The organism is Microcoleus sp. K5-D4 (assembly GCF_036704575.1).
Classification (GTDB): Bacteria; Cyanobacteriota; Cyanobacteriia; order Cyanobacteriales; family Microcoleaceae; genus Microcoleus.
Map to the genome: position 1 here is coordinate 55851 of NZ_JAUBSD010000027.1, position 17947 is coordinate 73797.

Sequence of the window (17947 nt, forward strand, 5' to 3'; positions counted from 1 at the left end):
GGGGAATTATTCCATCTTTTGCCATCCGTTAAATCCCCTACACAATTCCTGGCAAAACCCCCACCCATTAAATCCGTTACATCCCCTACATTGCTAGTTGCCCAATTTGCTTCTAACTAATATCAACTTTTGTCTTTAAATGAACAGTAAAAGTAGAGCCAACATCCAACACACTCTCAACAGTGATATCGCCGCCCATCATCTGGCAAAACAAGCGACTAATGGCCAATCCTAAACCGGTGCCACCGTACTTGCGAGTAGTCGAAGCGTCCCCTTGAATAAAAGGTTGAAACAAACCCTGCTGCTGTTCTGCCGACATTCCAATCCCCGTATCAGATACCTGCAAATAAACCCAATCGGTGTCGCCGGCTGGTTCGCGAGTCGCGCTCAACAGCACCGTTCCACCTTCGGTAAACTTCAGGGCATTTGAGAGCAAATTAAACAGAATTTGCCGGACTTTAGTCAAATCTGCATACATCACTCCCAAATTTTCAGAGCAAGAAACTTGCAATTGATTGTGATTTTTTTCGACCAAAGGGTGCAAAGTTGCAACGACTTCTTCTATTAAATTACTGAGGTCAAATTTTTCTAAATAAAGCTCCATCCGACCAGCTTCTATCTTAGAAAGGTCGAGAATATCGTTAATTAAAGTCAGCAAGTGTTTGCCAGCGTTATAAATTTTTTGGGTATCGGGAATGATCTCTTCGAGTCCCGATTCTCGTGCTTCTTCTTGTAGCATTTCGCTGTAACCGATAATCGCGTTGAGCGGCGTCCGCAGCTCGTGGCTCATATTGGCTAAAAAAGTGCTTTTAGCTCTCGAAGCTGCTTCAGCTTTGTGTAAGGCTTCTTGCAAGGCTATTTCGGCTCTTTTGCGCTCGGCAATTTCGATGCGGAGCAGTTTATTGGCGGCGGTGAGTTGAGCGGTGCGCTGATCGACGGTCATTTCTAGCTGGGCTTTGGCTTTGGAGAGTGCTTCCTGAGCCCGCTGGCGCTCAAATCCTTCGATCGCCAGCGCTACCAAATTTGCCAAAGAATCAGCGAAGGTGCGTTCCTCCAGAGCCCACTGGCGGGGCGCGCCGATATGTTCGAGAGAGAGGATGCCCACGATCTGCCCACCGAGCCTAATTGCTACATTTAATATGGATGAATTGGGCTTGCTGGCATTTGGCAGCACAGCGGAATGTTCGGCTAGGGAAGATGAGTGGGACAAATTTGTTTGTAGAGAGTTTTGAGTCTTTGTCGTAGGTTCTAAACCATTGTCCGATCGCACATTTTCGCCCGGTGCGTCGCCTTCAACATCTAAAATTGATAAATTTAAATCGCTTGCCGATATGCACTCCCGGCTCAAATGATTCTCCTGGGTGCGATCGTACACGTCAAGACAAACTAATTTGAGGTTGGGCATTTTAAACTTAGAATGATTCACCCCCTCGTGTTGCTCTGGGGCAGCGGCCTCTGTATCGAGTGGCTCTGTTTGGTTCTGGGCGAGAACTCTCTCGGTAAAATTTAGCTGATCGCTGGGGTACCGAGTTCCAAATCTTCCATGGTTGTAAAGCCAGACGCTGACTTTTTCCACATCCAAAGTCCGGGCAGCAGCCTCGGTAATTTCCCGAATTCCCACATTCAGCGCACCGCTGTTGAGAGTCCTCTGCCTACCTAGCTGCAACAAAGCCAAACTCTGGCGGCGGAGACGCTTTTCGCTCTCTTGGAGGGTTTGTTCTGCTTCCTTGCGCTGGGTGAGGTCGTACAAGGCGCACAATGCCGTCTGCTGCCCGTTAAACACCAGCGACTGAACCGAGATCATCGCCCAGAAAGCGGTGCCGTCTGATTTTTTGCAGTGGATTTCGTAGTTTTGGAGGTATCCCTCTTTAGCAAGTGCCTCAAGTACCTTTGGGCGATCGGCGGGGTTCAAGTAAAAGTCTGGAGTGCTGCAGCCGATCAATTTTTCTAGGGGTATGTTCAGGAGAGAAGCCAATTGAGCGTTCGCATACATAATTAAGCCGTCACAGAGGCGAGAAACTAATATCGGCACCGGAGTTGCCGAGGCGATCGCCCGAAACTGCTCTTCGCTTGAACGCAGCGCCAACTGAGCTTTGCTCAGCAAGTGAGCTTCCATCGTATCTGAATGTTCGGTGGTAGTCTCCAGCAAAAGTTCTAGGTCAACCTTTTCGCGCTTCAAGTTTTCAAGTTCCGCACTCAGCCGCTGAACGTCGAAAAGTAGCTGTTCTGTCGATGGTTCTTCCTGCATAGCAATTGAAAATTGGTAATTTTTAGTCGGTTCTGAAGATTTTTATGGTTTTGTGCTAGTTTAACTATGACTTATTCCGATTAACTTCAGCCACCCTCATCCTGGTTCTCGCACTTAGCCGGGGATTCCTGTTTACCTTTTTCGTTATTATTCCAATTCTAAGTGCAAGGAAGGCATCAGCCGCTGCAAGTTTTTCAGGGATTTTATCTGCCAGGGGATATGTTTAGAACCTTTGATGGCGATTTGAATATTTTTTTGCTGGCGCACTTTGATCACAAATTTTGAGAAAATATTAATTCCAGAACTATTTAAAAATTCTAGCTTTCGCAAGTCTAGAGTCACCGTGTTTGGGCAGGAGTCAGCCACTTCGTTGAGCAGATCGACGATGGGTGCGTATTCTTCCACCTGGCTGAGTCGGAACGAGCCACTACAGGTGACTGTTTGCGTAGCGCGATCGTACTGTATCGTGTAATCTTTGGTCTGAATCTCCATACTTTTGTCAATTGCCTGTTTTGAGTGGTAAAGGCGCTTTGGCTGCGTGAGCGAGGATTGAGCTTCAGGCTAGCACGATCAAAATTCAGCCGTTTGCCGAATGCCGAAGGCCTTTGCGTGTGTAACTTTTATTACATATACTGCCAACTGTACCATTGCCACAGGGCAGTTATGACTTATTTTAGGATTTATCGGTTGTGATACCAGTTGGAATAAAGAATGCAACTGTTGACTAGCTCTCAACCCTGGTAGTCATCAGTCATTGCCAATCTAACATCTCAAATCTCAAATCTCAAATTGTATGAGTTGCGGGGGTTAAGGAGACCAACTTTTGCTGAAGTTGCGAGCTATCAATTCGATTTTTTTCTCAACTTAGTATTGACAAAATTACCAAAATGTGAGACATATTTCACATCTGACACAGAAGTGAAGGGGAGAATATTTAATGGCAATTTCAGGAATTACAGAAAAGCTTTTGGCGGCTAAAAAAGCTAAGGGAATTAGTTTTGCAGATTTGGAAAAAGTTTTAGGGCGCGACGAAGTTTGGATTGCCGCGCTTATTTACCGTCAAGCTACCGCATCACAAGATGAAGCCGAGAAAATTGTCTCGGCTTTAGGACTAGATAGCGAGACGGCTGCGGTTCTCTGTGAACCTCCGTTAAAAGGTTCTTTGGAACCCTCGGTTCCGGTTGACCCCCTGATTTATCGTTTCTATGAAATTATGCAAGTTTACGGGATGCCACTCAAAGCAGTGATTCACGAAAAATTTGGTGACGGGATTATGAGCGCGATCGACTTTAGTTTGGATGTCGAGAAAGAAGCAGACCCAAAAGGCGATCGAGTGAAAATAATTATGTCGGGAAAATTTTTGGAATACAAAAAATGGTAAGCCCGCGCCACTTTATTTTCAAGTGAAAATGAAAAATTCAAATTTGCTCGAATGACTCGTGACTAATGACTAAAGCCTCAAAAGTGTTAACTTAGAAATAGAGATCGCGAAGCTTGACTGGCTTGGGTGTCCGATCGGGAAACCCTTCTAGGGCAAAGCTAAGGTCGCTCCCGCGGCAACTTCCCCAGTCGAAACAAGCAACCGCAACCGTAAATTAAGAGGCAAATATGTCAAAATATGACTCCCATCTCAGATGCTCCTTTTGCGGCAAGTCGCAAGAGTACGTCCGCAAGTTAATAGCTGGGCCCGGCGTCTACATTTGCGATGAATGCGTGGAACTGTGCAATGAAATTTTAGAGGAGGAGTTCTTTGACTCCAGTAAAACAATTGGTCAACAGATTCCCCAATCAGAGGTGCGAGAGTCTCAGGGACAAGGAACGCGGCGTCCGGGCCGATCGAATAAATCGAAAATCGTTTTAGCTCAAATTCCGAAACCAACAGAGATTAAGCAGCATTTAGACAACCACGTCATCGGCCAACATTCAGCAAAAAAAGTCCTTTCTGTAGCAGTTTATAACCACTACAAGCGCTTGAGCGTTGACCAAGCTAAAGATAGCGACAAGTCTTCCCCTGACAGCGATGTAGAATTGCAAAAATCCAACATCCTGCTAGTGGGCCCCACAGGTTGTGGCAAAACCTTGTTAGCCCAAAGTTTGGCGCAAATGCTCGAAGTGCCGTTTGCGGTAGCGGATGCGACGACGCTGACAGAAGCTGGATATGTCGGCGACGATGTAGAAAATATCTTGCTGCGGCTGTTGCAAATGTCCGATTTTGATGTCGAATCGGCGCAGCGGGGTATTATTTATATTGATGAAATTGACAAGATTGCTCGCAAAAGTGAAAACACTTCGATCACTAGGGATGTATCGGGAGAAGGAGTGCAGCAAGCGCTGCTAAAAATGTTGGAAGGAACGGTAGTTAACGTCCCCCCGCAAGGCGGTCGCAAACATCCTTACCAAGATTTTATTCAAGTTGACACTAGCAAAATTCTATTTATTTGTGGCGGTGCTTTTGTCGGTTTGGAAAAAATAGTTGAACAGCGTTTGGGTAAAAAATCCTTGGGCTTTATTCAGCCAACAGAAAGCGACAGCAACTCGACTTTGCCGGCGAAAGACAAGCGGGCCGCTGATATTTTGCAGCAGGTACAGCCGGACGATTTAGTCAAGTTTGGTTTGATTCCTGAGTTTGTGGGGCGGATACCGGTGGTGACAGTGATTTCGCCTCTGGATGAGGCGGCTTTGATGCAGATATTGACCGAGCCCCGGAATGCGCTGGTGAAGCAGTATCAAAAGCTGTTGAAGATGGACAGCGTGGAATTGGAATTCCAGCCGGAAGCGCTGCGGGCGATCGCCCAGGAGGCCTATCGTCGCAAAACCGGCGCGAGAGCTCTCCGCAGCATTTTAGAGGAGTTAATGCTGGATGTCATGTACGAGTTGCCTTCTCGCAAGGATGTGGCTAATTGTATGATTACTCCTGAAATGGTCGAGAAGCGATCGACTGCCGAATTGCTGTGGCACCCCGCATGGCGGAAGCACGAAACTGCATAATTTATAGTTTGTAGGGTGCTTGTGGCGCACCCTACAAGCTTGGCAAATTTACTTTATGACAGTTAAAAAAATGTCAGTCAATGTAGCTAAAGCCAGTAAAAAATCGAGATTGCCAGTATCCAGTTTGCTGCCGAGGATTGCAATTTACAGCGCGGTTGTGGCTGGCATCATGGCGTCATTTTACGATTTTCAATTCAACAAAATTTCCCTCTCCAGCGCTCCGAAATCCTCAGAAGCAAAACAATATATTAATAGCATCAATAGAGCGCAGCAAGCTTACTATGCAGAGTACGGTAAATTTAGCGATAACATTACTCAACTGGGTCTAGGAATTAAAGAACAAACCGATGACTATAATTACACGATCGTATCATCAATGGGTCCGGTGCAAACCTCGTACAATCAACGCCAATCGGCACAATTTGAAAGCGCGATCGCGATCGGCAAACCTAATGATATGAGTACCGGGAAATCCTACACTGGCGCAGTGTTTGCTTTTAAAGAAATGGGTGGCATAACAACTATTTCTGCAATTTGCGAGAGCGCTCGAATTAATGCAAGTTATGCAGAAACTTGGAATCCGCCAACTTTTGACGGCAAAGAAATTCACTGCCAGCCCGGAACAACTATCTTAAGGTAAGACCTTGAAACTATTTTGCGTCACTCTTTCACCGTCTAAGTAAAATTCAAACTTCCAATTGCCCGGTTTGTCATTTTTTTTAAAATTGTACCAGCACCAAGTATTTAATCGATCGCCCGTCGTTTTTAAATAAGATTGACTTTGGGCTGCGAATATTCCTTGAGGGTTGACAACCTTACAATAACTTCTATATTCTCCTTCTGGCAAGTTAGCAGCACTTACAGCAAAATAGACTTTTTTGTTTTGCTTCAAAGACCAAACATCCCTAAGTTTGGTTGACTCTAATTCGTCAGTTAACATTACTTGAGTCTTAGGGTTCAAATTTGCTAAGTTGATTGCTGGTCTGATATCTACTGCTGTTTGAGGTTCGGGAGATTTCCAAAAAAGCGGAATAAAAATAGCAGAAATTGCTGTTAATACTCCGACTGATATCAATACCGGTTTTAAGTTGTTACGCTGCTGAACTACTTCGAGGGGAATCAAAGCATTGAGGGCAGCATCTGCGGAAGGATAGCGGTGTTTGAAATTGGGTTCCACCATTTTTTGCAGCCACTCAAGAAATTCTGGAGTTAGCTGCGGCAAGCGATTTTTAAAATTAATCCGCCCCGTATCATCCATCAAACTGCCAATTTCGGTAGAAGTGATGCCGATTAGCAAGCAAATTAGCGTCGCGCCGAGACTGTATAAATCCGATGCAACAGTTAGCTGGCGGTTGAACATTTGTTCGGGCGGCATAAAGCCCAAAGTGCCTTTAACCACGCTGCTGGCGGCCACTTCTCCTCCGCCGATTCTAGCAAATCCGAAATCGACAAGGCTGACATTCAGGCGATCGTCCACCAAGATATTTTCCGGTTTTAAATCTCTGTGAATCACTGGCGGAACGCGGTTTTGCAAGTATTTGAGAATTTCTAAAACAGAGATAGCAATTTGCTTGGTTCGCTGCGGTGTTAGCTGGCGCAAAATAGCGAGAGAATCGGCATTTTTGTATTCCTGTACCATGCAAAAACCCGATGCAGTTTGGAAGGAATCTAAATAGCGGGGAATGTTGGGATGATCCAGTTCTCGCAAAATCTGAATTTCTTGTTCGCACGCTTGATATTGAGCCCAATTAGCGCCTGTTTGGGCAAATTGAAATTGTTTGACGGCGACGGAACGTTGGGTATTAATTTCGGTAGCGAGATAGGTAACTCTCCCGCCGGCGCGGTTGTGTCCGAGTTCGCGAGTTACTTGATAGCCGTAGTTGGAAAAGTCAGGAAAAGCATTCATAAATTTGTCAGGTTTGTAGTAAGGACTTCAGTCCAAAAAAGGTTTCTAGTAAGGACTTCAGTCTTTAAGGACTAAAGTCCCTACTACGAACAAGTTTTTACGGTTTGATTAAATGGGGTTGGGATTTTCGATAGTTGGCAATAATTTGATTTCTTTTAAAGACTATCAGATTGAGTAAGGGAATAGCAGTGACGGCGACGGGAGCGATCGTAATTCCTCCGACAAGTAAAAGTTCCATGATTTCAACCGAATCCATATTAGTTGCCAATTTAAAAAACAGTTGCAAAGCGGTTCCTAAGCTGATGCAAAATCCAGCCGTGAGAAAGGCGAGTGTCACAGCATCTTGCTTCAAAAAACCTTTTTTAATGCGATCGGAAATTCCAGGTTTAGCTAAAGTATAAACTACCAACCAACAAAAGGAACTAAATAAAAGTAGAACGATCAAGTAAATACTAATCCCTAAAGGTTGTGTCATCCCAAAATTTAATCCCAGGGCAGGCAAAGATATAAAATTCAGTACCGAAGCTGCAGATGCCCAGAGTGTCAAAGTCCAACTACTGGCAACACTACCGGCCGCAGCACCAACTAAAGCTGATAGCACCAAGCAAACTAATAAAGGGATGATTTTACTCAGATTATCGCCCAAATTAATCTCGAAAACTGAGGCAAAAGCGCTTGTTAATATCGACATAGCTGTAATTCCAAAGCTCGCTCCGAAAACGGCTCCAAACCAATTGATTTCACTTCCATTTACTTCAGCATATAGCGTTTTTTCCGCTGCTATAAATCCAGTAACAAGCGGAGAAATTAAAAACATCGATAAAAACAGTGGATGGATTTCGCAACCCAACAGCCAACCGGCGAAAACAAACACCAACATGAAAAGCAGTCTCTTTTTAGACAAAGATAGTGTTGGTTTGGATTCGGGAAGGCGCGCAGTTTTAACTTGAATTGCAACTTGATAAGTGTCTGGTTCAGAATTAGCGCGCAGTACAATCTGGCGTTGATAAGTTTGGCTTGCCAGCAATTTGCTCGTATCTACCGCAATCTGACACTCCAATTCATTGCTTTCAAATGAGGGCGGTTCAAAAGAAATCCAAGAATGGTCGTAAGGCGTGTGCGGCGGATCATTCGGATGCGGCGCGACTTCCCATCTTCCTGTTAAAATTGTATCGGGAATTGGGTTGCTAATGGCTATCGCCCGTATTATAATTTCTCCATATTCAGTAGCATTAAATTTCAGTTGATCGCGCTCAATTCTCACTTTTGGCAAGCTGCTGACATCCAAAGATTCTAGTGCAGTTAAAGCATCAGCCGCCGACTGATATCTATCTTGAATTCTCGGCGCTACCATCCTTTCCAGCCAATTCATCCAACCTTGCTGCAACGGCGGTACTAAATGCCGAAAATGAATGCCATAATTAGCATCAATTAAATTACCGACATCCGCAGATTTGGTCCCAGTTAACAAACAAATCAGCGTTATCCCCAAGCCGTAAAGATCCGAGGCTTTGGTTAATTCTCGGTTGAACATTTGTTCCGGTGGCATGAATCCCATCGTGCCTTTGACAACGCTGCTGGCGGCAATGTTTCCGCCTCCCAAGCGCGCAAAACCGAAGTCTACTAAGTACACATTTAATTCGTCGTCGATTAACAAGTTTTCCGGTTTTATGTCGCGGTGAATTATCGGCGGTTTCTGAGCTTGCAGGTAAACTAAAATCTCTAAAGTGGCGATCGCAATTTGTTTGATATCCGGCGGAGAAAAATTCCGGGTGACAGCAGATTCGGCATTTTTGTATTCCTGCACCATGCAGAAACCGCTGTCAGTCTGGAAAGAATCGAGATAGCGCGGAATGCCAGGACGATCCAGATTTTGCAAAACTTTAATTTCTTGTTCGTAAGCTTCGTATTCTGCCCAGCTAGCACCTAATTGGGCAAATTGAAATTGCTTAATTACAACGGATTTTTTTGTGTTAATTTTTGTGGCGAGATATGTAACGCGGCCGCCCAAACTGTTGTATCCGAGTTCGCGACTTATTTGATAGCCATGTTGGGAAAAGTCAGGAAAAGCGTTCATAGGTAATTACTATGGTTGGTAGTAAGGACTTTAGTCCTGAAGCCGTTATCTTATAAGGACTAAAGTCCTTACTAGGAAGGAAACGATCGCTCATACAAACATAACTTTTTTGAAAAAAGGCGGCAAGTGTGATAGGATTTGATTTCGCGATCGGTTCTAGCGGGGAGCAGTCGCTAGAGGAAACGGGGAAAGTTCGGTGCAAGTCCGGCGCTGTCCCGCAACTGTAATGAAACCCTTGGGGTTTTTTAAGTCAGAATGCCCGCCGATATCTAACTCACTTTTGAACGCATCTGCGAGGTACGGGTGATGGATGGAATTAACACGGCTGTAGGCACAAAGCACAGTCTACTTGTTTGCACTGCTTGCGCTAGTGTTTGGAAAAACGGCAAGCGCGAAGGCAAAAGCGGGGGTCAACTATTCATGGAAAATTTGTCGCAACTCGCTAAAGATTGGGAGTTTTATGATAAGTTTGAGATTCAAGAAGTTGAGTGCATGAGTGCTTGCAGTCACTCTTGTGCGGTGTGTTTTGCTGCTGTTGGAAAGTACACTTATCTGTTTGGCGATTTACCTGCCAATGAGTCGGAAAGTGTCGAGGCTGTACTCGAATGCGCGGGTCAATACTATGCTAAACCCGACGGTTTGTTGCCTTGGTCTGAGCGTCCTCAAGCTCTGAAAAAAGGCGTTTTAGCGAAGATTCCACCGCTGGGAAATTAGAGCATTTCTCGTTACCATGCTCTGCCCATTGGTGACAACTTAACGTCAAACCGACCGTATCTCTGGTTTTTATCGAAATCTAGATCCCCCCTAACCCCCCTTAATAAGGGGGGGACAAGAAATATTCTCAAAGTCCCCCTTCTTAAGGGGGATTTAGGGGGATCTAGACTTCGCCTAAAAGCGACTTTTATTGTAGGTTTCCGTCTTAAGTTGTCACCTACATTCTCGGCCTGGGAGCGCATAGCCAGAGGCTCGGTCTCGTGTTAAAAGCGCTCATTTATTCCAGCGAGGCAGAGCCTCTAGATTAGCATTCCCAGGCAGAGCCTGGGAACGAGATATCCCATCACCAAATAAGCACAAAATTATCAATGCACAAAATTCCTGTTACTGTCATCACTGGTTTTCTCGGTAGCGGCAAAACTACCTTAATTCGTCACTTATTGCAAAATAATCAAGGTCGCCGCATTGCTGTTCTGGTTAACGAATTTGGGGAAATCGGAATTGACGGAGAACTGCTGCGCGATTGCCAAGTTTGCGACGAAGAAGAAAATGTTAGCAGCAATATTGTAGAACTAACAAATGGTTGTCTTTGCTGCACTGTTCAAGAGGAATTCTTGCCGACTATGCAGGAATTGTTGAAGCGCAGAGAACAAATTGATTGTATCTTAATTGAGACTTCTGGCCTCGCACTTCCTAAACCTTTGATTCAAGCTTTTCGCTGGCCGGAAATTCGCACGGGTGCTACGGTAGACGGTGTTGTTGCTGTTGTCGATTGCGAAGCTGTTGCTAGCGGTACTTTTGTCGGTGATATCGATGCTTTGATGGCACAGCGGCAGGCTGATTCTAGTTTAGATCACGAAACTCCGATCGAGGAATTGTTTGAAGACCAGTTAGCCTGTGCCGATATGGTACTTTTAACGAAGGTCGATCGCGTAGATGCGGAAACTCACAAGAAAGTCCAAAGCTGGTTACAGCAAGAGTTACGTCCGAGTGTAAAAATTGTGCCCTGCAAAGCGGGCGAAATTAACCCAGATGTGTTAATGGGATTTAATGCGGCGGTTGAGGATGATTTGGAGTCTCGCCCCAGCCACCATGACACTGAGGAGGAACACGAACATGATGATGATATTAACTCAACTTACTTTATTGCCGATCGCGAATTTGAACCTGAAGCTTTGGTGAAAAAACTGCAATCCTTGATGCAGCAGGAGGAAATCTATCGGATTAAAGGGTTTGTGGCGGTTCCCAAGAAACCGATGAGGATGGTGTTGCAAGGTGTGGGTTCGCGGATAGAATATTTTTACGATCGCCCTTGGCAACCTTCTGAACTCCGCCAAACCAAATTAGTGCTGATCGGTCGAGAGTTAGAGCGCGATCGAATTGCAGCTATGATTAACAATTAATTGTCATCTGAGAGGGGCGGGTTTATCGATATTTTGAATTGCAGCAAATATTATTGGTAAAACTTGCCCCGACAAGCTCTGACAAACAATTTATTAACATTCTTTAATATTGTGGGCGTTGCCAGCAGCTCTGGTGTACAATAGCGATAATGGTTATCATTGTACAACAATCGAGGTCAAGTATGGTGAGTGCTGGGGCGATCGAATCAGTTCCTGTTACCGTTCTCACAGGCTATTTAGGTGCAGGCAAAACCACGCTGCTCAACCGAATTTTAACACAGGAACACGGCAAAAAAGTTGCAGTCATCGTCAACGAATTCGGCGAAGTCGGCATCGACAACCAACTGATAATTGATGCCGACGAAGAAATTTTTGAGATGAACAACGGCTGCATTTGCTGTACAGTCAGAGGCGATTTAATTCGGATTATCGGCAACTTAATGAAGAGGCGAGACAAATTCGATCACATAGTCATCGAAACCACAGGTTTAGCCGACCCCGCACCCGTAATTCAAACATTTTTTGTAGACGAAGATATGCGGGAAAAATTACTGCTAGATGCAGTAGTCACCGTAGTCGATGCCAAGCACATCTGGCAGCACTGGGACGCCGACGAAGCTCAAGAACAAATTGCCTTCGCTGATGTAGTTTTGCTCAACAAAACTGATTTAGTGACAGAGGAAGAATTGGCAGAATTAGAAAAGCGAATTCGCGCCATGAATGCAATGGCTAAAATTTACCGTACCCGCAACGCTGAATTAGGAATGGATGCTTTATTGGGTGTCAAAGCATTTGATTTGAATCGGGCATTAGAAATCGAACCCGACTTTTTGGGCGAACACATTCACGAACACGACGAAACTGTTACCTCAGTAGCAATAGTAGAATCCGGTGCCATTGACCGCAACAAATTCAGCGATTGGATGGAGGAATTGTTGCGAACTCAAGGCCCGAATATCTTTCGGACAAAAGGGATTTTGAATGTCGCCGGAGACAACAAGCGATTTGTTTTCCAAGGAGTACACATGGTGTTCGATGGCCGGCCAGATAGACTTTGGAAAGCTACCGAAACTCCGAAAAATGAACTCGTATTCATCGGCCGCAACTTAAACGAAAATCAATTGCGAGAGGATTTCCGTCGGTGTCTAGTTTAAAAAGTAGCGAACAAACCCTGAAATTTCACGCCGCAGCCATGCTGTCTGACTACGTAACTGCTGTTACTTGGTCGCGGGATGGCACAACTTTAGGAGTCTGTTCTGCGGCAGGCGAAGTGATGCTGGCGAAAGTAGGGACACTTAATGAATTGTCCTTGCAAACGCTAAAAAGTGCTACGGGTAAATCAGCCGATTGCTTGTCTTTTTCCCGCGACAGTCAATTCCTAGCTGCTGGCGGACAAGATGGAAAAGTGCGAATTTGGCGCGTAAATTCTGGGGAATTAATTGCTGATTTTGATAACCAGCGCGTTTGGGTTGATAAGTTAGCTTGGAGTCCCAACTGCAACCAGTTAGCTTTCAGTATGGGCCGCTACGTTCAAGTCTGGAATGCTGAGGATAATGTTGTTGAAGTAACGCTGAATTTCGACTCATCATCTATCTTAGATTTAGCATGGCATCCCATGGTTCAATATCTGGCAGTTAGTGGCTATAAAGGCGTCAAAGTTTGGCATGGCGAAGACTGGGACGAAGACCCGGAAATTTTATCAGTACCCTCCGCAACAGGTGCAGTTTCTTGGTCGCCACAAGGGGAATATTTAGCTTGCGGCAATATGGACAATACTCTAATTGTTAATGAATGGGGCAATTTTGAACCGTGGGTAATGCAGGGTTTTCCGGGGAAGGTTCGGCAGTTAGCTTGGTCGGATAAAACTAATTCCTTGGGTGCGCCTTTGTTAGCTGCTGCGAGTTCTGAAGGTATTTCAGTGTGGGAAAAACACGCTGATGAAAGTATCGGTTGGGATTCTTGGGGGTTAGAACTGCATGAAAAAGTGGTAAATGCGATCGCGTTTCAACCTAACACATTTTTATTAGCTTCCGCAGCCGCAGACGGTCAAGTTTGTTTGTGGTCTGAAGCAGCACAATTGCTGCAAATTCTAGAAGGTGCAGAAGGGGGTTTTTCCTGTTTGGCATGGCATCCCGAAGGCCAGTTTCTGGTCGCTGGTGGCTGTGGAGGCGAATTGCTGGTTTGGTCATAAATCTATGGGCGGCAAAGAGTTCGGGCTGAGCAAGCTGTTATAAGTAGGGCATTAAATTACTTTTTGCGTAAGTAAGCGTAAAAAACGTACAACAGATAGAGCCTGTGCGTCCTGGACTGTTATCCTCTCTTTCTTGTCACAATCCCTTGACTGGGACTGAACAGCAAAGCCACTAAAAACAACCCAAAAACAACTAATACAATTGCCGCCCCAGATGGCATATTCAAATAATAGCTGAGATACATACCAGTTACGCTAGCTGTACTCCCAATAATTGCTCCCAATCCCATCATTAAATGTAGCTCTTTTACTAACAAATACGCCGTTATTCCCGGCCCGATTAAGAGAGAAATTACTAACAGCGCCCCCACAGTTTGCAAACTCGCAACAATCGTCAGCGTAATCGCCGAAATCATCCCCAAATAAATCAAGTTTACAGGTAAACCGGACGCTTGCGCCCCCAGCGGATCAAAAGTATAAAAGAGCAATTCTTTGTAAAGGAGTTTAACTGCTACCAAAATAATCAAAGTTATGATAAAAGTCTGCTGCACGTCAGCCGGTGCAACTGACAAGATATTCCCGAACAAAAACCCGTCTAAATCTAATTTGGTTGTCCGCAACAGGCTAATCAGCGTGACACTAATTGCTAAGAAAGTAGATAAAATTAAGGCCATGACTGCATCAATTTTGAGGCGGGATTGCGATTGAATCCATGCCATAATTACCGCGCTGATAATTCCCGATATAAACGCGCCGATCGAAATATTGAAACCTAAAGAAAAAGCTACTGGCAATCCTGCTAATACCGAATGGGCTATCATGTCAACCATCATTCCCATTTGCTGTACAATTAAGTAGGAACCGACAACGGCACAGAGAATTCCTAGCAAAATGCCGACGGCAATCGCATTTCGCATAAACTCGAATTGTAGTGGGTCAATTAGTAGGTTTAACATTGAATTACATCAATAATAATATTTTTTAACTACAATAAACTGCACAGGCGGGACGCCCGTGCCACAATCAACTTTAAAGATAAATCTTTTTTTGCTTAGGCAGCAACTAAACTTAAATCGTATCCATAGGCTTTTTGAATATTGGCTGCGGTGAGGACTTCCCGGCAGGAACCAGTTGCAATTAACTGCTTATTTAGCAATAATAAATTGTCGTACTGTTTTAAAGTTTCACCTAAATCGTGGCTGATTACTAGCAATGTTTTATTCTCAGCTTTTAGTTCGGCAAAAATATCGAAAATAATTTCTTCGGTTGCTTTGTCGATCGCGTTAAAAGGTTCGTCGAAGAAGAATAAATCGGCTTGTTGGGCGATCGACCTTGCTAAAAAAATCCGCTGCTGCTGTCCGCCAGACAGTTCGCCAATTTGCCGATCGCGCAAATCCCACATTCCCACCCGCAGCAAAGCAGCTTTCACCAATTCTTGCGACTGCTTCGAGGGACTCCGAAACCAACCTGTCTGGACGGTTCGCGCCATCATCACCGCATTCCACACCGTAATCGGATAATCCCAGTCAATTTGCGATCGCTGCGGCACGTAAGCCACCCGCGACAACTGTTCCTTCAGCAGCCGCCCCTGATATTTCACCAAACCCCGACAGGCCGGGATCAATCCCAGCATCGCTTTTACCATCGTGCTTTTCCCCGCGCCGTTGGGGCCGAACACACCGGTTAATTGCCCGGGATCTAACTGGAAATTCACGCTGTTGAGGGCCGAAATTCCGCGATAATTGACAGCCAAGTCTTGCACTTCTAGCATAATTCGAGATTTTGAGAACGATTCTTGTTCGTACCTACTAGAATAGGATAACTCGAAAAAGCAATAACGATTATCGTTCCAAAGGTGAAAATGTTAAAGAAGTTGGCTGGAAAAACCCGCAGATTGTGCGGTGCGGCTGTTTTGGCGGTCGGCTGCGGACTGGCTGGGTGCAGTGGAGGACAGAATCCAACCAATCGGACACCAGAGAGTCCCGCCGCCAACTTGCCCAAAGTCGTCGCCACGACTGGCGTTATCTGCGACATAACTAAAGAAATTGCTCAAAGTTCGATCGACACCACCTGTCTAATCGAGCCGGGAGACGACCCCCACGCCTACCAAACCAAGCCGGAAGACCGCAAAGCGATTGAAACAGCAAATCTGATTTTCTACGGCGGCTACAACCACGAACCCAGCATCATTAAGTTAATTGAATCTAGCAATAATTCCGCACCCAAAATCGCCGTCCACGAACTCGCCGTTCCCAAACCGCTGATGGGCAAAGACGATCACGAACACGGTGAAGATAAAGCGGAAAACCAACCCCATGCAGAAGGCGAAAAAGTCCCTGACCCTCACGTTTGGCATAACCCTGAAAATGGCATCCGTATGGTAGAAACAATTCGCGATGAATTGAGCAAAGTTTCCCCCGCCAATGCTCAACTTTATGCCAAAAATGCAGCAACCTTAACAGATGAGTTGCAAAAAATAGATACTTGGATAAAAGCTCAAATTGCGACTATTGCACCAGAAAAACGGAAGTTAGTAACAACTCACGATGCTCTGAGTTACTATGCCGATGCTTACGGTTTGGAGATGGCTGGAGCTTTGCAGGGTGTGACGACAGAGGAACAGCCCACAGCAGCAAGAATTGCCGCATTGTCCTCAGAAATTAAGAGCACAGGAGTGCCGACAATTTTTGCCGAAACTACAACTAATCCGAAGTTGATGGAGACTGTGGCGAGGGAGGCAAATGTCGAGATTTCCGACAAAGAACTTTACAGCGACGAGTTGGGTGGCCCCGGCACGGGTGCTGATACATATCAGGGAATGCTGAAAACTAATACTTGCGCGATTATTTCTGGCCTCGGTGGCAATTGTACTTCTTTTGCCGGAGAAACTGCACCAAATCCCAAACCATAGAATTTTCTAAAGTTTGCCTACTAGCAAGCACCTTACCTTGGCTGGGTACGCAGAAAAAAGCAGCGCTCGCAATCGCAGGGGTTTTCGATTGCAAACGCTGCGTTGGCTGCGATGACTTTAAGGTGAATTTTCCTCACCGGTACTGGGGGGTTTTTGGCCAATTCCCAATTGCTTCTTAGAGGATTTTAAGTCTTTCCAAAGCATCTTAATATCTTTATAGGCTTTCTCAGCGCTAATTTTCCCCCCTGTTTCCAGCGAGCAAATATAAGTTATTTTTTGAGCAAACTCCTGCAAGTTGGCATTAAACGCCAAGTTTTCTGGCGTGAAATCACCGTAGTAGCGATTGCGAGGATGTAAAAAATCTTCCCGCTCTTTCATTGCCCCCTCCTAATTAAACTTTTGGTATTCAACTTTTGGTTCGGTCTCTGCTGTTAATAGCACTATTTGTACTCAGTATCGCGGCGCTAACTTGCTTCTATTGTATTGCGTAAGTAGCAATTGTGCTTTTTCGCTCTGTATTTAGTCTATTAATGCAGCCTTAACCTTAAGTTAGCTTTATTTTAACTTTTCTTTAACCTAAAAGCAAAAAAAATGGGAAATGCGCGGTTCGCATCTCCCTTTAGATAGATTTTAGAGTGGTTGATTAATCTTTTGTGAAGCCGAATATTTATTTGTGGCACTCGCAGCCGGTGTGGCCGCAGCCTTGGCCGTTGGGGTGGCCGTCAGCGCAAGCACTGGAACAGTATGTTTTGCCGTCTTTTTCAATGGCTTCGCTGGGGCTGACAACGCATGAACATGAAGGACAGGCACATTTTGTTTGGGTGGCGGTAGTCATTTGAGCTTCTCCTGGTGGGTTTGTTTGTCTATACTTATATCTGAACATATATTCAGATATAAGTCAAGGGAATGTAAAAGTTTTGTTACAAAAGGTGGGTCGATCGCACTAAAATGAAAATGAGAATTAAAACAAGCCGGGATAAAGATGTCACCCAACTCTGCTGTTAACGGAGCGATAAGTCAGCCTCGCGAACAAAACGATACACCAACGTGCGATCCCTCGCACCTAGTTGACTGTTGGCGGGCAGGGGACATCCAAACACAAGTTCTCAACACCGCAAAAGCGCAGCGGATGGCTGAGTTTTTCAGTCTTTTGGGAGATGCGAACCGCCTGCGGCTGCTGTCGGTTTTGGCCAAACAAGAACTGTGCGTGTGTGACTTGGCTGCGGCGTTGAGTATGAGCGAGTCAGCAGTATCGCACCAGTTGCGGGCATTGCGGGCGATGCGGTTGGTAAGTTACCGCAAGGTTGGGAGACAAGTTTTTTATAGTTTACTCGATCGTCACGTTTTTGAACTTTACCAAGCAGTCGCCGAACACTTAGACGAAGCAGATTAAGCTTTTGGGCATTGGGCATTGATAATGGATTTAAAATTGTGTAGATACTGTCTTGACCTGTCAAGGGGTAGCAGTCAAATAATTGGGGTCGAAAGGCTTTTGGGATTTTAAAATCC

17 protein-coding genes and 1 riboswitch are annotated in these 17947 nt (G+C 45.2%); of the genes, 9 read left to right on the plus strand and 8 right to left on the minus strand.

The genetic code is table 11. The features are described from left to right. Window positions 1-112: 112 nt before the first annotated feature. Window positions 113-2248 carry an ATP-binding protein gene (locus QUA77_RS11290; protein WP_333450185.1) on the minus strand — a complete coding sequence of 712 codons (2136 nt, stop codon included), beginning with the start codon at window positions 2246-2248 and terminating at the stop codon, window positions 113-115. A 147-nt stretch (window positions 2249-2395) separates the two neighbouring features. Beyond that, window positions 2396-2740, minus strand: coding sequence for a slr1659 superfamily regulator (locus QUA77_RS11295; RefSeq protein WP_333450186.1), 345 nt, complete (start codon window positions 2738-2740; stop codon window positions 2396-2398). Window positions 2741-3185: 445 nt separating this feature from the next. Between QUA77_RS11295 and cynS the strand changes: the two genes are divergently transcribed. The 3 genes from cynS to QUA77_RS11310 all read left to right on the plus strand — a co-directional run bounded on the left by cynS (window position 3186) and on the right by QUA77_RS11310 (window position 5876). Next, complete coding sequence (cynS, locus tag QUA77_RS11300) at window positions 3186-3629, plus strand: cyanase (protein WP_333037104.1); 444 nt, start codon at window positions 3186-3188, stop codon at window positions 3627-3629. 227 nt (window positions 3630-3856) lie between these two features. Continuing rightward, window positions 3857-5236 carry an ATP-dependent protease ATP-binding subunit ClpX gene (gene clpX / locus QUA77_RS11305; RefSeq protein ID WP_333450187.1) on the plus strand — a complete coding sequence of 460 codons (1380 nt, stop codon included), beginning with the start codon at window positions 3857-3859 and terminating at the stop codon, window positions 5234-5236. Window positions 5237-5291: 55 nt separating this feature from the next. Beyond that, window positions 5292-5876: a type IV pilin-like G/H family protein gene (locus QUA77_RS11310; RefSeq protein ID WP_333450188.1), complete on the plus strand. Its 585-nt coding sequence runs from the start codon at window positions 5292-5294 to the stop codon at window positions 5874-5876. On the opposite strand, the gene QUA77_RS11315 is transcribed toward QUA77_RS11310, so the two are convergent. Then, entirely contained in the window at window positions 5868-7142 is a 1275-nt protein-coding gene (locus QUA77_RS11315; RefSeq protein WP_333450189.1) for a serine/threonine-protein kinase, read from the minus strand. The two genes, QUA77_RS11310 and QUA77_RS11315, sit on opposite strands and share 9 nt — an antisense overlap. 97 nt (window positions 7143-7239) lie before the next feature. Then, window positions 7240-9219 carry a serine/threonine-protein kinase gene (locus tag QUA77_RS11320; RefSeq protein WP_333450190.1) on the minus strand — a complete coding sequence of 660 codons (1980 nt, stop codon included), beginning with the start codon at window positions 9217-9219 and terminating at the stop codon, window positions 7240-7242. Window positions 9220-9353: 134 nt separating this feature from the next. Continuing rightward, window positions 9354-9500: riboswitch (cobalamin riboswitch) on the plus strand. 25 nt (window positions 9501-9525) lie between these two features. Here QUA77_RS11320 and QUA77_RS11325 point away from each other — a divergent pair. From QUA77_RS11325 to QUA77_RS11340, 4 genes are all read left to right on the plus strand, one after another. Continuing rightward, window positions 9526-9933 (plus strand): DUF1636 domain-containing protein, encoded by a 408-nt coding sequence (locus QUA77_RS11325; RefSeq protein WP_333450191.1) that lies wholly within the window; start codon window positions 9526-9528, stop codon window positions 9931-9933. 368 nt (window positions 9934-10301) lie between these two features. Continuing rightward, window positions 10302-11336, plus strand: a complete 1035-nt coding sequence (gene cobW / locus QUA77_RS11330) for a cobalamin biosynthesis protein CobW (protein ID WP_333450192.1) — start codon at window positions 10302-10304, stop codon at window positions 11334-11336. A gap of 182 nt (window positions 11337-11518) precedes the next feature. Further along, entirely contained in the window at window positions 11519-12490 is a 972-nt protein-coding gene (locus tag QUA77_RS11335; RefSeq protein WP_333450200.1) for a GTP-binding protein, read from the plus strand. Next, the gene (locus QUA77_RS11340; RefSeq protein WP_333450193.1) at window positions 12478-13527 is read left to right on the plus strand and encodes a WD40 repeat domain-containing protein; all 1050 of its coding nucleotides are present in this window, start codon (window positions 12478-12480) and stop codon (window positions 13525-13527) included. Before QUA77_RS11335 ends, QUA77_RS11340 begins: the two co-directional genes overlap by 13 nt. A 119-nt stretch (window positions 13528-13646) precedes the next feature. On the opposite strand, the gene QUA77_RS11345 is transcribed toward QUA77_RS11340, so the two are convergent. Further along, window positions 13647-14483: a metal ABC transporter permease gene (locus QUA77_RS11345; protein WP_333450194.1), complete on the minus strand. Its 837-nt coding sequence runs from the start codon at window positions 14481-14483 to the stop codon at window positions 13647-13649. A gap of 95 nt (window positions 14484-14578) precedes the next feature. Beyond that, window positions 14579-15298 carry a metal ABC transporter ATP-binding protein gene (locus tag QUA77_RS11350; protein WP_333450195.1) on the minus strand — a complete coding sequence of 240 codons (720 nt, stop codon included), beginning with the start codon at window positions 15296-15298 and terminating at the stop codon, window positions 14579-14581. Window positions 15299-15388: 90 nt separating this feature from the next. Here QUA77_RS11350 and QUA77_RS11355 point away from each other — a divergent pair, with 90 nt between their 5' ends. After that, the gene (locus QUA77_RS11355; protein WP_333450196.1) at window positions 15389-16438 is read left to right on the plus strand and encodes a metal ABC transporter solute-binding protein, Zn/Mn family; all 1050 of its coding nucleotides are present in this window, start codon (window positions 15389-15391) and stop codon (window positions 16436-16438) included. 117 nt (window positions 16439-16555) lie between these two features. Here the strand turns inward: QUA77_RS11355 and QUA77_RS11360 are convergent, their stop codons facing one another. After that, the gene (locus QUA77_RS11360; RefSeq protein WP_333450197.1) at window positions 16556-16816 is read right to left on the minus strand and encodes a DUF7219 family protein; all 261 of its coding nucleotides are present in this window, start codon (window positions 16814-16816) and stop codon (window positions 16556-16558) included. Window positions 16817-17105: 289 nt separating this feature from the next. Continuing rightward, a complete protein-coding gene (locus QUA77_RS11365; protein WP_445302071.1) occupies window positions 17106-17321 on the minus strand; it encodes a metallothionein in 216 nt (71 codons plus the stop codon). 99 nt (window positions 17322-17420) lie between these two features. Between QUA77_RS11365 and QUA77_RS11370 the strand changes: the two genes are divergently transcribed. Further along, window positions 17421-17831 carry a metalloregulator ArsR/SmtB family transcription factor gene (locus tag QUA77_RS11370; protein WP_333450198.1) on the plus strand — a complete coding sequence of 137 codons (411 nt, stop codon included), beginning with the start codon at window positions 17421-17423 and terminating at the stop codon, window positions 17829-17831. Window positions 17832-17947 lie beyond the last annotated feature (116 nt).